At 36.7% G+C, this 16676-nt stretch carries 21 protein-coding genes; 19 read left to right on the forward strand and 2 right to left on the reverse strand.

The genetic code is table 11. The features are described from left to right. Positions 1-333: 333 nt before the first annotated feature. The gene (locus tag ADH02_RS05415) at positions 334-2373 is read left to right on the forward strand and encodes a heavy metal translocating P-type ATPase (RefSeq protein WP_082161716.1); all 2040 of its coding nucleotides are present in this window, start codon (positions 334-336) and stop codon (positions 2371-2373) included. Positions 2374-2439: 66 nt separating this feature from the next. Here ADH02_RS05415 and ADH02_RS05420 read toward each other — a convergent pair whose 3' ends face one another. Further along, positions 2440-2715: a hypothetical protein gene (locus tag ADH02_RS05420; RefSeq protein WP_048710985.1), complete on the reverse strand. Its 276-nt coding sequence runs from the start codon at positions 2713-2715 to the stop codon at positions 2440-2442. A gap of 263 nt (positions 2716-2978) precedes the next feature. Here ADH02_RS05420 and ADH02_RS05425 point away from each other — a divergent pair, with 263 nt between their 5' ends. From ADH02_RS05425 to ADH02_RS05510, 18 genes are all read left to right on the forward strand, one after another. Beyond that, positions 2979-3323 carry a hypothetical protein gene (locus ADH02_RS05425; protein WP_048783211.1) on the forward strand — a complete coding sequence of 115 codons (345 nt, stop codon included), beginning with the start codon at positions 2979-2981 and terminating at the stop codon, positions 3321-3323. 105 nt (positions 3324-3428) lie between these two features. Further along, entirely contained in the window at positions 3429-4322 is an 894-nt protein-coding gene (locus ADH02_RS05430) for a hypothetical protein (protein WP_048783213.1), read from the forward strand. 58 nt (positions 4323-4380) lie between these two features. After that, positions 4381-4593, forward strand: a complete 213-nt coding sequence (locus ADH02_RS05435) for a cold-shock protein (RefSeq protein WP_048783214.1) — start codon at positions 4381-4383, stop codon at positions 4591-4593. Next, on the forward strand, positions 4586-4990 hold the full coding sequence (locus tag ADH02_RS05440; protein ID WP_048783217.1) for a ribonuclease HI family protein: 405 nt from the start codon (positions 4586-4588) through the stop codon (positions 4988-4990). The genes ADH02_RS05435 and ADH02_RS05440 overlap by 8 nt, the downstream gene beginning before the upstream one ends. A gap of 15 nt (positions 4991-5005) precedes the next feature. Further along, positions 5006-5269: a glutaredoxin gene (locus ADH02_RS05445; RefSeq protein WP_048783218.1), complete on the forward strand. Its 264-nt coding sequence runs from the start codon at positions 5006-5008 to the stop codon at positions 5267-5269. Positions 5270-5313: 44 nt separating this feature from the next. After that, positions 5314-5550 (forward strand): DUF1294 domain-containing protein, encoded by a 237-nt coding sequence (locus tag ADH02_RS05450; protein WP_048783260.1) that lies wholly within the window; start codon positions 5314-5316, stop codon positions 5548-5550. 5 nt (positions 5551-5555) lie between these two features. After that, the gene (locus ADH02_RS05455; RefSeq protein ID WP_048783220.1) at positions 5556-6215 is read left to right on the forward strand and encodes a YoaK family protein; all 660 of its coding nucleotides are present in this window, start codon (positions 5556-5558) and stop codon (positions 6213-6215) included. Positions 6216-6225: 10 nt separating this feature from the next. After that, positions 6226-6747, forward strand: coding sequence for a cysteine hydrolase family protein (locus tag ADH02_RS05460; protein ID WP_048783222.1), 522 nt, complete (start codon positions 6226-6228; stop codon positions 6745-6747). A 9-nt stretch (positions 6748-6756) separates the two neighbouring features. Continuing rightward, positions 6757-6969 carry a hypothetical protein gene (locus ADH02_RS05465; protein ID WP_048783224.1) on the forward strand — a complete coding sequence of 71 codons (213 nt, stop codon included), beginning with the start codon at positions 6757-6759 and terminating at the stop codon, positions 6967-6969. Between the two features lie 63 nt (positions 6970-7032). After that, positions 7033-7374, forward strand: coding sequence for a thioredoxin domain-containing protein (locus ADH02_RS05470; RefSeq protein ID WP_048710993.1), 342 nt, complete (start codon positions 7033-7035; stop codon positions 7372-7374). 155 nt (positions 7375-7529) lie between these two features. Further along, a complete protein-coding gene (locus tag ADH02_RS05475) occupies positions 7530-8849 on the forward strand; it encodes a DUF2130 domain-containing protein (protein WP_048783226.1) in 1320 nt (439 codons plus the stop codon). A gap of 145 nt (positions 8850-8994) precedes the next feature. Then, positions 8995-10140 (forward strand): hypothetical protein, encoded by a 1146-nt coding sequence (locus ADH02_RS05480; RefSeq protein WP_048783228.1) that lies wholly within the window; start codon positions 8995-8997, stop codon positions 10138-10140. Between the two features lie 205 nt (positions 10141-10345). Then, positions 10346-11704 carry an FAD-dependent oxidoreductase gene (locus tag ADH02_RS05485; RefSeq protein WP_048783230.1) on the forward strand — a complete coding sequence of 453 codons (1359 nt, stop codon included), beginning with the start codon at positions 10346-10348 and terminating at the stop codon, positions 11702-11704. A gap of 229 nt (positions 11705-11933) precedes the next feature. Next, positions 11934-12815, forward strand: a complete 882-nt coding sequence (locus ADH02_RS05490; protein WP_048783232.1) for a YihY/virulence factor BrkB family protein — start codon at positions 11934-11936, stop codon at positions 12813-12815. Beyond that, positions 12790-14037, forward strand: coding sequence for an FtsW/RodA/SpoVE family cell cycle protein (locus ADH02_RS05495; protein ID WP_048783234.1), 1248 nt, complete (start codon positions 12790-12792; stop codon positions 14035-14037). Before ADH02_RS05490 ends, ADH02_RS05495 begins: the two co-directional genes overlap by 26 nt. Continuing rightward, positions 14034-14387: an arsenate reductase family protein gene (locus ADH02_RS05500; RefSeq protein WP_048783242.1), complete on the forward strand. Its 354-nt coding sequence runs from the start codon at positions 14034-14036 to the stop codon at positions 14385-14387. Before ADH02_RS05495 ends, ADH02_RS05500 begins: the two co-directional genes overlap by 4 nt. A 1-nt stretch (position 14388) precedes the next feature. Further along, positions 14389-14754 (forward strand): glycine cleavage system protein H, encoded by a 366-nt coding sequence (locus tag ADH02_RS05505; protein ID WP_048783243.1) that lies wholly within the window; start codon positions 14389-14391, stop codon positions 14752-14754. 172 nt (positions 14755-14926) lie between these two features. Continuing rightward, positions 14927-15940: an acyltransferase family protein gene (locus ADH02_RS05510; RefSeq protein ID WP_048783246.1), complete on the forward strand. Its 1014-nt coding sequence runs from the start codon at positions 14927-14929 to the stop codon at positions 15938-15940. Positions 15941-16028: 88 nt separating this feature from the next. Here ADH02_RS05510 and ADH02_RS05515 read toward each other — a convergent pair. Beyond that, positions 16029-16676: ISL3 family transposase (locus ADH02_RS05515; RefSeq protein WP_048783262.1), on the reverse strand; the 648-nt coding region annotated here is incomplete at its 5' end.

Genomic DNA, 16676 nt, shown 5'->3' on the forward strand with positions numbered 1-16676 from the left:
GTGTCCTTTTTTGTTGCAACAAAAAAGGACCTGGGCAAGTCAATAAACTACCCACGACTCATGTGGAGTCTAAACACAAAAAATATATCCGCTGTTGGAATCATCATAAAATTGGAGGGATAAAAAATGGAATGGGTTATATATATTAGGGAAATTAGAAGCAGACGTACAAGGCGATGTTAAAAAATTAGATTACAAGATTAATGATTTGCGTACATCTAAACTGGTATTTTTTTACGTAAAATAGTTTAGAATAATTCTAAGATATCACTTGACATATGAATGTCTGTTCATGTAATATGAATTTAACAAGAAATAGTGAGGGGAGATATCATGGATTTCAAAGAACTAACACATAACCTAAAACATAAATTTGAACACCTATTGAATCAAGAAGAAACTCATGAAGGAGAAACATGTCAAGATCATTACTTACATCATGAAGACCACAATCACGACCACGACCATGAGCATGAACATCATCATGAACACGGTCATCATCACGGTCACGACCACGATGACAGTAAAGCCGTCATCTTTTATATTGCAGGACTAGTGCTTTACATTATTGGGATGGTTCTTCATTTTATGGGGAACGGGATAGCGAATATTTTATTCATTCTAACGTTATTCTTATCTGGGTACCATGTAACAATGGAAGGTATTGAAGATACGATTGAACGTAGCAAGAAGAAAGGGAAGTTCCAACCGAATGTGCATATTCTAATGACGCTTGCGGCAGTTGGAGCAGTGTTGATTGGAAATGCGGAAGAAGGAGCTTTACTTATTCTGATTTTTGCGGGGGCTCACTTCCTTGAAGAATATGTTGAAGAGAAGAGTCGTAAGTCTCTAACAGCCTTATTACAAATGAATCCAACGCAAGCGCGTCTCATCCAAGAAAATGGGGAAGTTGTTGTCGTTGAGGTAACAGATGTAAAAGTTGGGGATACTCTAGAAGTATTACATGGGGATCAAGTACCAATCGATGGAGTCATCACAAAAGGCTTAACATCGATTGACGAAGCGACCATTACAGGTGAAAGCATGCCTCGTTCAAAAGGAGAGGGAGATGAAGTATTCGCGAGTACAGTGAACTTATCAAGCCGTATCGAGATGCGAGTAACTGCAGCAAGTACGGATACAGTCTTTGCAAAAATCATGAAGGTTGTGGAAAATGCACAACATTCAATGAACAAACAAGCAACCTTTATTCAAAAGATTGAACCAATTTATGTCAACATCGTTTTAATCATTTGGCCAATCTTCCTATTATTTGGATATTTCTTAATGGGATGGGATTTAAATACAACACTTTACCGTGGAATGGTATACCTTATCGGGGTATCTCCATGTGCCTTAGCAGCAAGTGCCGTTCCAGCAACTTTAGCAGCGATGTCTCGTTTATCTAAAATGGGTATTTTAGCAAAAGGTGGAGCAGCCATCTCTCAATTGCAAGATTTACGTGTGATTTCATTTGATAAAACAGGTACTTTAACAAAAGGAACTCCAGAGTTAACTGATTACTGGTTTGAAGACGAAACAATGATTCCAGCTGTGATTGCGATGGAAAAACAATCGACACATCCACTGGCGCAAGCGGTTGTTCAAAGATTTAGCGACTGGACAGTGCTTGAAGAAGAAATCGAAGTGGAAGTACTTGTCGGACAAGGTGTTCGAAGTGTCGTTCGAAACGAAGAAATTCATATTATTAAACCGATGGATACAGTTGACCGTTCTACGGAAGTCGATACTCGCATGCAAGAATGGGCAAGCGAAGGTAAGACAGTTGTAACGGTTGTGAAAGACAATAGAATTGTTGGTTTGATGGCATTTATGGACCTTCCAAACGAAGCTTCAAAAGCGGTGCTCGATTACTTCAAGAGCGAGCTCGTGCATACAACAATGATTACAGGGGATTCAAGAGAAACTGCTGAAATGATTGGTATGAAGCTTGGAGTACAAGAAGTTGTCGCGAATGTATTGCCAGAAGAAAAATTAGAAAAGATTCAGTCTCAAAAAGAACGCTATGGCTTAACAGCGATGGTAGGGGACGGCGTGAATGATGCGCCAGCTCTTGCAACAGCAGACATTGGTATTGCGATGGGGAATGGGACAGATATTGCGATTGAAACAAGTGATATCGTGATTATGAAAAACGACTTACAAAAACTTGTTTCAGCGCATAAGATTAGTAAGAAATTACATCGTGTGATTTTAGAAAATATGATTTTTGCGATGTCAGTCGTTGTAATGCTCTTAATCCTTAACTTCTTTGGATTAACAAACATCGGCTGGGGAGTTGTATTACATGAAGGAAGTACGATTTTAGTACTCTTAAACGGACTACGCTTACTCGCACCAATAGAAGAATAAATGAAAAAGCAGAACTCGGACGCAGAGAAATAAGATTGTCCAAGTTCTGCTTTTTTGCAGTTGTAATCACGCTTGATCAAAACAAACGCGGTATGAATCGCCGGTTGGAATAAGTTCTAGCGGAACATTTGTCCGGTAAATACTATATTCAGGGAATTGCTCTAAAAACATTACAAAGTTATTAGGGTAAATACTCAACATCTTCGTAAAAACATTATCTTGATCAATGATGACCGTTTTAATCTCACTAACATCTTTTACCCAAGGTGTCTCCACGTGGAAATAACTTCCCGGTGCAATATGGTACTCATATTTTAAAATTGTGATTGATTGGTCTAACATTAAAATCCCTCCATTCATTACATTTAAAGTATAGTGGAAATGTATGCGTTTTACAAATATATGTTCACGAATGAGCAAAAACTCCTGAAAAAGTCGCCGAAAAGCAAATTTTATTTATGAAAGGCGTCAATTTTTCATAAAAGAAAAGCCTTTAAATCAGAAAATTAGTAAATTTAGCCCACAGAAGGAGCGATTTGTGATATAATAAATTTGATAAGTGTGTAGTGTAGGATTTTGGCCAGGCGTGAAAAGAGGCGAAAGCAATGGCGAAACGTGTCACGAAAGATGTCAAGAGTACTGTGGAAACAGAACTTCGAAAAGGGACGAGCAAATCGAGAATTGCGCATTTGTTAGGGGTCTCCTATGATGAAGGGGTTCGAATTATTCTGCAAGTAAAAGAATCGATTCGTCCGGAAGTCGGCAATCGCATTCGATTTACTTTTAGAGAACAAGAAATGATTGGGATTATCTATAAATTATTGGCGAATAGTGCCATCGTTGTGATTGACTGGAATGCATCCAATACTTGCATGAAAGATATTTGTGAATCGCGAACGGTTGTTAATTTCAAAGATATTGTAGAATTTCTACCACTAGAGGAAGAATAAAGGTTAGGTTCATGGCGAATTGTCATGAGCCTTTTTTTATTTGTGTGCTTTCTAATTGCCCGCCTTTAAAGTATAATGGAAAGGTATAAGACAGGGGAGACGTATATGAGCGAGGAAAAGAAACAACTAGAAGTACTTTCAGAAGAAGAATTCGAAACGTTTGTGGAGAATGCCATCGATGCTTTTGAAGAAAAAGTACAGAAGAATGAGTATATAGATGAGATTGAAGAGTTTTTCCAATTGCTCGAGAAGGCGAATCGGTGGGATGACCTGACGTATTATATCGAAGAAGATCAATTAAAGCTGCCGAGTGAATCTAGCTACTGGATGTGGAAAATAAAAGTAGCGATTCAAAATGAGCAATTTAAACAAGTAGAGGCTTGGCTGGTTCACGAAAATGTGATTGCAGCACTTGGAATGGATAAGGTTCTAGAGTGTACACTACTATGCGAAAAGGAAAAGAATCGTTTTACGAAAGCAGAAGTTGAGAAGCTACAACAATTAAGTGAACGTTTGAAAAAAGAAGAGCCATTGACCGAAGAACAGAATGACTATATCGCAACAACCTTGATGTTGATGCAAACACCATTGAAATGGACCGTTATCGAATCGTTTTTGATGAGCCCTTTGACACAACTGTTTTGGAAAGGGTTCTTAATAGAATGTTGGTTAACGGATGGGAAGACTTCAAAGATTCGATACTATGATGCGTTTAGCGAAAAGGTGGTCGAAGTCGACAAATCAGAAATAGTTTCGGTCTATGATCATCCAGTATTCGTAGAAATTGAACGACTGATTGATACGCAAAATGCTCTAGAAGAAGAGATGAAAGAACTGTTATTGCAAAAAGCGCAATCCGATTTTCTTCGCGTTAGTCCATTTATAGACCGTTATTTCAGTGATGGAGCTGAGTGGCTAGAGATGCAACTGCAACGAGAGAATTTATTATTAAGCTTGTACGAGAATGATGAGACATTTATTCGTACATTGAAGGCATAGTTTCGGTGTAATGAGAGAAAACACAGTATAATAAAGGTACATTAAAGGGGGAGTTCACATGGAAAGTGGAATTGTAAAATGGTTTAACAACGAAAAAGGGTATGGATTTATCAAAAATACAAAAACGGATGAAGATATTTTTGTGCATTTTACAGGGATTGCACAAGAGGGATTCAAGTCGTTGAAAGAAGGCCAACAGGTGACTTTTGAAATTACAAGAGGAACACATGGCGTTCAGGCGACGCATGTGGTCGTAGTCGAAAATGATTAAAGTCTTTACGGACGCGGCCGTGAATGGAAATCCAGGAGACGTAGGATTGGGAGTCCTCGTGCTAAAAGATGGGGAACAATTGCCATTTAAAATCTCTGTGGAAGAAAAAATGGATAATCATTTAGCAGAATTCACAGCCATCAATTGGGCATTAGGCTGGTTGTTAGAGGAAGGGCTTCAGGAAGAATTGATCTTCATGCATACTGATTCCAAGGTGACTGCTGATGCCATTTCGAAAAGATATACGAAAAAAGAAGCAAATCGAATCGTTTTAAAGGAAATCCAGAATAAACTGAAAGGCTTCTCGCAATTATTTGTAAAGTGGATTCCTGAAAGTGAAAACAGGGGTGCTGATCAATTAGCAAGACAAGCCCTCCAACAAACGATTGGAAAGTAGTAAAGGAGCAATGAAATGAACGAAAAAACACTCTATTTTAGTAGTTTATGTCCAGATACAGCACCGTTTAAAGCGGCAATGGAAAGACTGGGCGTAACCGCACGTGAAGTGGATATTACAGCCAGTATGAGAAACTTAAAAGAATTCTTGAGATTAAGAGATAATGAAGAAGTATTTACTCCGCGTAAAGAACAGGGGATGGTGGGAGTTCCGTGTCTTGTCGATGGTGGAGACTATATTTTTGAAGTGAGCGACCTCGAAGAAAGGTTTGCCAAGTAGTGGAAGACTTAAAGAATAACGTCATTCCACTGTACTTTTTGGGAATGAATGGGCTGCTATTTGTATTGATGGGCTTTGATAAGCTTTGTGCCGTCATGAAAAAGTGGCGCGTTCCAGAAAGAACACTTCTTGGGATTGGTTTGTTTGGTGGAGGCTTTGGTGGGCTTCTTGGGTTAGTGATTTTTAACCATAAAAAGCGAAAACACTATTTTATGTGGACATTCCTATTGAATATCGCAATTTGGGGAATCCTTTATTATAGGTTATGGCTTAGAAAGTAGGGCTCATGGAGAGACAAGAACGTTTTTATTTTGATATTTGGATTGCACTTCTTAGTACGCTGGCAGGAATGGTCAATGTCGTAACGCTATTACTATTTTTTACGCCAACAACGCATTTTACTGGGAATATTACGCAATTTGTTTTGGCCTTCAATGAAGAGGAATGGTCCACAATGCTCCATTTACTAGGAATGATTCTCTGTTTTTCTGGTGGCGGCGTCTTGTCGGGATTCCTGTTTTCGAAGAAAAAATTTGAACCAACTAAACGATATGGATTATTATTAATGATGTTCGGAAGTATGATGCTTCTATTATTTCTGTTTGGAGTCCGCGATGAGAAATGGTTATATTTCTTCTCGTTTGTCGTCGGAACACAAAATGGAATGTTCATTTACTACCATGGAATTATCGTACGAACATCTCACTTTACCGGTTATTTAACGGATATTGGCGTGGTTCTTGGGCGATTGATACGCGGTCAGATTAAGGATCGTTGGAAAGTGCTCTTTTATTTTACGAGCATGCTGTTCTTTGGAATTGGTGTCACGGTTTCATACCAGCTATTTCAATCCTTTGGGGCAGCAACAATCATCGCTGTAGGAATTGGATATATTCTCGTTGGATTGTATTATTTTAGTTTCCGTAAAGCATTTTTACATAAATAGGAGGAAAAACATGAAAGCTTTAGTAGTTGTGGATATGCAAAATGATTTTGTCGATGGAGTGCTTGGCTCAAAAGAAGCCGTAGCCATTATCGACCATGCCGTTGAGGTGATCGAAAATTTCGATGGAAAGGTATTTTATACGCTAGATACTCATAGTGAAGACTATCTTCAAACAGAGGAAGGACGTCACTTACCAGTCGTGCACTGCGTGAGAGGGTCTAAAGGATGGGAGTTAAATCCACAAATCCAAAAAGCCTTAGAGAGTCGTCATGCAAAAGGCGTTGAAAAACCAACATTTGGTTCAGAAAAATTAATGGAACTCATTCAAAAAGAAGTGCCAGATTTAGAAAGTATTACACTCATTGGAATCTGTACAGATATTTGTGTGATTAGTAATGCACTGCTTGCTAAAGCGCATTTTGTGAATGTGCCAGTGAATGTCGTTGCAAGTGCCTGTGCAGGGGTAACGCCAGCGTCACACGATAACGCGTTAAGCGCCATGAAGATGTGTCATATTAACGTCGTTGAGTAGGAGGTAGCGATGAGAGAACAAGATCCAAAAGACAGAATTAGAGAAATGTCCGTATTGAATCTTATCATGGTGATTGGGATTGCAATCGGATTTGGAATTGGGATGCTTATTGACAATGTCATTGGCGGTATTGCCGTCGGGATGTTAGGAGCGTTTATTTGCCGCTTATTATACATTCGTAAAAAATATAAAGAAATCAATCCGAAAGATAAGAAAGAGTAGGCACATTTGTTGCGCTACTCTTTTTTCGTTGTCATAATGAAGGAAAATGAACGGAGGGATATCATGGAACAATTTGCAAAAGATGTAAGCCAATTTGTGGAAACAACAGCTGAGAAAGTAGAAGCGTTAATCGGTGAAGGAAAGGAAGTCGTTCTTTTCGTAGGGCGTCCAACTTGCCCATACTGCCGTCGCTTTGCTCCAAAAATTAACGAAGTGCGTGAAGCATTAGGAAAAGAAATGTACTTCATCAATTCAGAAGACAGAGCTAACGAAGCTTTAGCAGCTTTCCGTGCGAAATACAATATGCCAACAGTACCTGGTTTATTAGTTGCTCGTGGCGGCGAAGTGCGTGTGGTTTGTGACTCATCACAAAGTGTGGAACAAATCAAAGCCTTTATTGGATAATCAATGTAAAGTGAGACTCTCCGTGAAAGTGATTCGCGGAGAGTTTTTGCATGCAAAAAATAGTTCATTACCATATATGGTAATGAACTGTTTTGGGTCTGTGCTCAAATTCGATATTGTGATAGAATGAAATAGAAATAAAAAGGAGGGGTTCGATGAACGAAATTAAATGTCCACATTGCCAAACGGTCTTTACGATTGATGAGAACTCGTATGCAGATATTGTGAGTCAAGTACGCAATAAGGAATTTGCAGAGGATGTTCATAAGCAGTTGGAATTTGCGAAGAAACAATTTGAGACGGAAAAAGCACTCGCAAAAGAGCAAGAAAAGCGTCTGTATGATGAGGAACGTGCCAGCTTTGAACAGAAGATTCTTTCGCTTGAATTAGCATTGAAGAATGCGGATGTTAAAGAAGAAAAGAATGTGCAAGAAGCACTCCATCAAAAAGAGAAAGAATTTAGTGAGCTACAAGCAGAATTGGATCAATTAAAACAACAACTCCAATTCAAAGAAGTAGAATTGTCTCAAAAATTCCAAGAAGATTTACACGCAAAAGAACGTACCATTCTTGAACTCAAACAAGAAAAAGAGCTGCAACAAAAGGAACAAGAAGTACAACAAACTGCCCTGAAAGAAAAATACGAATTGGAATTACGCTCGAAGAAAGATCAGTTCGAATTAGAGTTGAAGGCAAAAGATGAAGCCATTGCGTTCTATAAAGACTTTAAGGCAAAACAATCAACGAAGATGGTGGGAGAAAGCCTAGAACAACATTGCGAAATCGAATTTAATCGTCTTCGTATGACGGCGTTTCCGCGTGCAGAATTTGGTAAAGATAATGATGCCAAAACGGGAAGTAAGGGTGACTATATCTACCGTGAATATGATGAAAATGGAATTGAAATTCTATCCATTATGTTCGAAATGAAGAACGAAAATGACGAAACAGCAACGAAGAAGAAAAACGAACACTTCTTTAAAGAGTTGGATAAAGACCGTCACGAGAAGCAATGTGAATATGCGATTCTTGTCAGTCTCCTAGAAGCAGACAATGAACTCTATAACACAGGCATTGTGGATGTGTCATACCAATATCCGAAAATGTATGTGGTACGTCCACAGTTCTTTATTCCAATTATTACCTTGCTACGTAATGCAGCCTTAAATTCACTGCAATATAAACAAGAGTTAGCCTTGATGCGTGATCAACATATCGATATTACGCACTTTGAAGAAGACCTTGAGACCTTCAAAAAAGGATTTGCGCGTAATTATGAACTTGCAAGTAAGAAATTCCAATCGGCCATTGATGAAATCGACAAGACGATTAAGAGTCTGGAGAAGACAAAAGCCGCATTGCTTTCTTCTGAAAATAATTTGCGTTTAGCCAATAATAAAGCAGAAGACCTAACCGTGAAGAAGCTCGTGAAGAACAATCCGACGATGAAACAACGCTTTGAAGAGCTAAACTAAGTCGAATAACAAACATAAAAACTCTATTACATGGAATCGATTTGGATTTCAGTAGTAGAGTTTTTTTATAGGGAAATAAGTATAATATATAGATAATATATTTAAATTCTTGTATAATTGATTCAAATAGATTGGAGGGATTGTTATGAAACCAAAATTTATTCGAATCTTACTCTTATTAAGTGTCGTGATAGTTGTTTCTGCATACTTTGTTATAAAGCAGTTTTTTCAAACTCCAACAGAAAAGCTAACCGAGTATGACTATGCTGTGACATTCTTTTCTACCCATACGAAAGGGAAAATGAATGTTCAAAATAAGATTGTTTTTATAGATGAAACAGAAAAACAACGAGCATACAAAAGTAAAGGATTTAATGTTCCGCGACTCATGCAAGATGCTGATCAGTTTTATGGTTTTTCAAGTAGACCAGGTAAGAATATTGTCTTTAAAACATCGAAAGGATTTAGTCAGTATTCCATTAAGGTTCCAAGCGGGGACGCTTCTAAACTAGCCGTTAGACAAGTCACAAAAGGGAAGAATGGACACATCTATGGATTCAGTGTGGAAGATGGTTTAGATGGTATTCATCGAGGCTATATTCTTTATAAAAATGAGAAGGGTGAAGATGTTCTAACACCTAAAATCAATGTTGCAATTACTGGGATGTTAGAAACGGATTCAAAAATCTTCTATACGGGTTATGAATTAGTGAGTGATAAATATGAACTCTTATACGTTAATGAGGCAACGAATGAAATTACATTAATCAGTGAAGACTCTGATTTTCGAGAATTATTATTGGTAAATGGAAAAGTAATGACAGTCGGAAACCCTCATACAAGTCGCTTGGAAAAAGAGAACATAAAAGAAAAGAAGGTTAGTCTGAAAAGTGTGAATCCTTCTACACTAGAAGTAAAAGAATTTAATATTGATTCTGAAAGAATTCTAACAGCATACGTTTTCCAGGATAGGCTTCGCGTGATTACTAAAGAAGGGAAAATGCTTGAATTTACGAGTGAACTAGAGCTTGTCGTGGAGAAAGAGGTATCGAGCTCGGAATTTACAAAATTATTTACTACGAATGGAGTTGTGGTACAAGAGGTTCAAACGTCGGCTGATAAAGTGGTCGTCCTCACAACTCCAAAAGATGCATCCACTACAGAAATGGGAACTCTTTTAGAATTTGATGCCGATACATTGGCGTTTAAAAAGAAGATTGTGATTCCAGTTTCTGGAGACGAAGAATGGAAGAATGATTATGCGAATTTTATCATTATCGAAAAACGATAACTGTTCTCATTTAGAATAAAAAATGATGAAAATGGCCATCTCTTATGTACACTTGAAAAATATTGAAATATCAATAAAAAAATAACATTTTTTAAAATGATATCGTTTGCTTTTTTGTCTGGTAATGTGTACGATATAGGGGTATAGATAATAATGATTCTTATCTAGCATAAAATAAACAAACAGGTTTATAGGAGGAAAATACATGAAAGTTGTAGTAGTTGGATGTACTCATGCGGGTACTGCTGCAGTTAAAACAATTTTAAATGACAATCCAGGAACGGAAGTCGTTGTATACGAAAGAAATGATAATATTTCATTCTTATCTTGTGGGATTGCCTTATACGTAGGAGGCGTGGTTAAAGACCCTCAAGGACTATTTTATTCAAGTCCAGACGAGTTAGCTTCATTAGGAGCTACAGTTCGTATGGAACACGATGTAACAAGCATCGATACTGTTGGTAAAACATTAACAGTAAAAGACTTAAAAACAGGCGAAGAAAAGACTGATTCATTTGACAAATTAGTACTTACAACTGGATCATGGCCAATTCTTCCTCCAATTCCAGGACGTGAATTAGAAAACGTTCAATTATGTAAAAACTACAACCAAGCAAAAGAAATCTTTGCTAAGAAAAACGACAAGAAGAAAATCGTTGTTGTGGGTGGTGGATACATCGGTATCGAATTAGTTGAAGCTTTTGCATTAGAAGGTAAAGAAGTAACATTAGTAGACGGTTTAGACCGTATCTTAAACAAATACTTAGACCCAGAATTCACTGACATCTTAGAAGAAGACTTACGTGCACGTGGCGTACAAGTTCGCTTAAACGAAATGGTTAAATCATTCGAAGGCGAAAACGGCGTTGTAAACAAAGTTGTAACTTCAGGTGGCGAATACGAAGCTGACATGGTTATCTTATGTGTTGGTTTCCGTCCAAACAACGACTTAGTGAAAGACCAATTAGAAACTATGCCTAACGGTGCAATCATCGTTAACGACTACATGGAAACATCTGTTAAAGATGTATATGCTGCAGGAGACAGCTGTGCTGTTAACTACAACCCTAACGAAGGACATGCATACATTCCATTAGCAACTAACGCTGTACGTATGGGTTCATTAGTAGGTAAAAACATCAACGGTCATAAAGTGAAATACCGTGGAACTCAATCAACATCAGGATTACACTTATTCGGATGGAACATTGGTTCAACTGGGGTTAACGTAGGTAGCGCACCTCACTTTGGATTAGATGTACGTTCTGTATACGTGGTAGATAACCACCGCCCAGAATTCATGCCAACATACGAAAAAATCTACATGAAATTAGTTTACGAAGTAGGTACAAACCGTATCGTAGGTGGACAAGTAATGTCTAAATACGACTGTACAGCTTCTGCAAACACATTGTCATTAGCAATCCAAAACAAAATGACAATCGAAGACTTAGCTTATGTAGACTTCTTCTTCCAACCAGTATTCGACCGTCCATGGAACTACTTAAACATCTTAGGACAAGCTGCTGTTGAACAAGAACGCGTATTAGCAGAAGGTAAATAATAACTTTTAGAAAAGGGGATGCTTGCATCCTCTTTTTTGATGTCTGAATCTCAAGATTTACTTTTAAGTAAATCTTGAGATTTTTTTTGTAATGCAGAGGAGTCGTTAATTTTTTAGAAAGGGTAAAAATCACTTCTTTCAACAAGAAAAAAGTAGGCAATTATGATACAATAAATAAGATATAATAAGAGTATTGTGTCTAGGGTTTAAAGGAAAGGGGAGGAAGGTCGTGCAACGACTGAAAAAATTTGGAACAAAGCTTTGGCAAATTTTTCAAGAAGATTTAATGCATGTGAATATTGGCGTTGAATCCGCAGCGATGGCGTACTATATGTTATTATCTGTCATTCCAATGGTCATGCTGGTTGCCAATATTCTTCCATTATTACCAATTCCTATTGATGTGATTTTTAAAACACTAGAAACGATTTTACCGGACAATATTACTGAAGTCATATTCCCAATTCTTCGGAATTACTTAGGAAACTTCAATGGGGGCGCGCTTTCTATCGGTTTGGTGATTTTATTCTGGCCAGCGTCTCAGATGTTTAGTAGTATTCAGCGCTCGTTAAACGTTTTATATGGCGCACCGGTGAGGAGAAATTTTATTTTTGAACGATTCTTTGCCGTTGTCATTGCGATGGCAGCTATTTTAATCGTATTTGCTGTATCGATTGTCTTCATCTTTGGTGAGCAAGTGTTACGATTAGTCGCAGAATTCTTCTCGCTCAATTTAGCATCGATTATTTTAGATCTTTCATTTGTAAAATGGGGTCTCTTATTTGGAACCGTCTTTTTACTCATGAGTTTCATGTACTATTCAATTCCGAATGTGAAATGGTCATTCCTGTATGCTTTTCCGGGTGGCTTATTCACGACAATTGGATTTGTATTGATTTCGCAATTATTCTCGATTTATATTCATTACGCGGGTCGCAATTTTACGGCCAATGGAGCGTTTGGAACATTGATTGTATTTATGATTTGGCTGTATTTTATTGCCAATGTAATGATTTTAGGGGGCGTGTTGAACGTGATTGTTTACCGCTTTAGACAACCAAAACAAGACACTGAAGGAGTAACGGATGAAAAAGAAGAACTTAATGTATGACGATAAAGATTCACGAATCGATTATGGCGTCATCCTTCCTGTATTATTATTAGCATTTATTAGTATTGCAACTTTATTCTCAACAACTTATTTGATTAGTGGAAACACCTCTTTAAGAATGGTACTGATGCAAGTCGTTTGGTACGTAGTGGGGGTTGTCGCAATCATTGTGATTATGCAATTTGACTCGGAGCAGTTATGGAAACTAACAACCTGGGGATATATTTTTGGACTCCTCATGTTACTGGCCGTTCTGTTCTTCTATGACCGAGCAACATTTGCCGACACAGGTGCGAAGAGTTGGTTCAGATTTGGGACCTTCTCATTCCAGCCTTCCGAGGTTGTAAAGATTTTCTATATTTTGATTTTAGCTAAAGTTGCGACTTCGCATAATATGAAGACGAAATATAAGAGTACACATACGGACTGGCAATTATTCGTGAAGTTGATTTTATGGGCTGCGCCAGCCTTAGTACTCGTTATTTTGCAAAATGACTTAGGGACAACACTTGTATTCTTAATGATTTTGGGTGGCGTTCTGATTATGTCAGGGATTAGCTGGAAAATCTTACTTCCAATTATTATTGTGGTTGGATTAATTGGTGCGCTCCTTATTTACTTAGTAGTATATAACCGTCAAATCTTATTAAACATTGGATTTAAAAATTACCAATTCGCACGTATCGATTCATGGTTAGATCCGTACGGCGATCAAGGCGGAAATGGATACCAATTATTCCAAAGCTTGAAGGCGATTGGGTCAGGGAAAATGCTTGGTAAAGGATTCGGAGTTTCTGATGTATATGTACCCGTTCGTGAGTCTGACTTAATCTTTGCGACAATCGGAGAAAACTTTGGATTCTTAGGTGGTACATTCCTAATTGCTGTTTACTTTATCTTGATTTATCAAATGATTCGTGTCTGCTTCGATACGAAAAATGAGTTTTATACGTATATCGCAACCGGCGTTATCATGATGATTTTATTCCACGTGGTTGAAAATATCGGGATGACGATTGGACTATTACCATTGACGGGGATTCCGTTACCGTTTATTTCTCAAGGGGGGTCAAGCTTGCTTGGGAATATGATGGGGATTGGACTTATTATGTCAATGCGTTATCACTTCAAGAGTACGATTTTTGAAGATGAAGATTCAGCATTTGGTGCCAACCACCAAGATGCGACAATGTTACGTTTACGTCAGGAGGATGGAAAATGATTGTCTATATTCACCCAAAATGTACGACTTGTAAAAAGGCGTTAAAGTGGTTCGAGTTAAATCATGTGACTTTTGAACAAAAGGACATTCGTGAAACTCCACCAACAGCCAAAGAATTATTGAAGATTAAAAAAGCTCAAAACTTAGAGTGGAAGAAAATGGCGAATACGAGTGGAGAACTATACCGCTCACTTGGCCTTAAAGATAAACTTCCAGTGATGAGTGATGAAGAAGCCGCAAAACTTTTAGCAAGTAACGGGATGCTCATCAAACGTCCGCTTGTGTTAGATAATGGGGAAGCAACTTTTGGCTTCAAAGAAGAAGTTTACGAAGAGAAATGGAAGAGATAAGATGAAGAAATATAGTGAAAATGGATTATGGATTAAACAAGACGGTTCAGAATACGTAATTGGCCTTTCACCAAAGGGTCAAGATGACTTAGGAGATGTGAGCTTTGTGGAATTATTAAAGGCCGAAGCCGTAACTCCTGAAGATTCGATTATTAGTGTAGAAGCTGCAAAAGCAGTAACTGAATTACTTGCTCCACTAAGCGGAACAGTCGTGGCTTTCCATGATGAATTAGAAGACAATCCAGAATTCTTAAACGAATTAGCAGAAGAGAAAAACTGGATTGTTCGTTTAACAGGAGTAGATAAAGCAGAATTTGACGCCTTACTAGATGAAGACCTTCCATGTGACCAATGTGAAGTGAAATAAAGCTACAATTATAAGTTAGTGATGAAACGTATTTACGGTAACGGCATAATCATAAGTATGGTTATGGCGTTTCTCTATTTCTAATATTCTATATATCAACTGTTAGAAAATATATTAGAGAGTCTTCAAAAAAGGATACGTTAATAATAGATGTAGGCATAGGAGTAATAGGATGGATATAATAATTTTATTTTTTATAGCAGTGCTAATTTACCTACTACCGATGAATGATGATTATTTAGGTGTGAAAACTACGTTAGGATTAAAAGGTTTTCTAGCCCTAGGAATCATATTCCATCATTTGTCACAATGGGTTACAACTGGAAGTGAATTTTCAAATTTTGCATATATGGGAACTTATATTGTTTCGATATTTTTCTTTTTATCAGGATATGGTCTTTATTATCAGAATGAACATAAGCCTAATTATATGAATGGATTTCTATATAAAAGATTGTCCAGAATTTTAGTTCCATTTATTTTTATTTCTTTGATATATCTAGTATATAGAGTTGCGAATGGTCAAGTGATTAATATTGAGTACTTTATAAATCTATTTTTAAAAGGCAGTACAATAATTATTAATGGATGGTTCGTTAATATAATCATATTGATGTATTTGTTCTTTTATGTATCATTTAAATTGTTTAAGAAATCAGAGTTAGCTATTTTTTTGAATTTACTACTGATATTAGGTTATATTTTTGTAGCGATAAAGTTGAATTATGGTTTCTGGTGGTATAATAGTAGTTTGCCGTTCGCAGTGGGGTTGTTATGGGCTAAATATAAAAATAGAATTGATGCATTAATAAATAAGTATTATTTTGCTTTATTAATTTTCTTTACTATACTGCTCTTTATCTCTCATCGATATGATTTCATAATTTCGAAATTAAATATCACGGATAGTTACAGTTATGCTTTAATTGCCAATTTAGATAATGTTATTTTTACGATCTATTTTATGCTTTTCATTAAGAAATTTAACTTTGATAATAAATACTTAAATTTCATAGGGACAATATCCTTCGAGTTATATATGATTCATGGATTGTTTATGTCTATCTTTGCTAAGTACTTAGTAAGTTCTACAAAGATTGATGTAGTTTACACTATTCTAGTGTTAATATTTAGTATCTTGGTTGCATGGTTAATTAACCAGTTAGTAAAAAGAATTCAGTTATAGAAAAAAACTACGAGTTCTCAACAAGTGAGGATTCGTAGTTTTTTTGGCTCTTTGTCAAATAGTGTTGATGAAGAATTTTAGGAAGGGATTAAGCAACTAATTGTTGCTTAATTCCTTTTTGTTTTGGGCCAAACATTTTTGTTATTAAAATAATCCTGTTCCTAAAATGGTAATAGTTTCTAAAGCCATAAGCATTCCTTTTGAGTACTTTTATTTTATTGTTTATTCCTTCAATGGGGCCATTTGTTCTAGTTGGATACTCACAAGTATTTTGAATATATGGCAAGTAAGTAATTAATGTCTTTAATACTCTTTTTAAACCAGGAGATAGGTATAATTGCGTAGCTGCTTCAATCGTTTCCTTGAATTCTATATAATCTCTGTCCTGAATACATTCACGAAGTGAATGTACAACCTCATAATCATTTTTAAGAGATGGATTATTTTCTAAGATATAATCTACGATTCCTTTGCTTGTTATGAAGCTTTCAAAAAGTTTATAACGATTATATTTATAGTTCTGAAGTTCATTAGGATTCTTTAAAATTAACTTCCAATAATGTTTTAACTTTCGATATAATTTAGGGTCTTTATAACGATGCGTATTCATGACACGTACCCGAGTTCGATTTAATTCTCTATTTAAGGCTTGTACGATGTGAAAAGGATCAATGATAATTTTTGCGTTAGGAAACATTTCTTTTATTAATTGAATGTACGGTAAGTACATGTCGAT

This window comes from Streptococcus sp. 263_SSPC, assembly GCF_001071995.1.
GTDB lineage: Bacteria > Bacillota > Bacilli > Lactobacillales > Aerococcaceae > Granulicatella.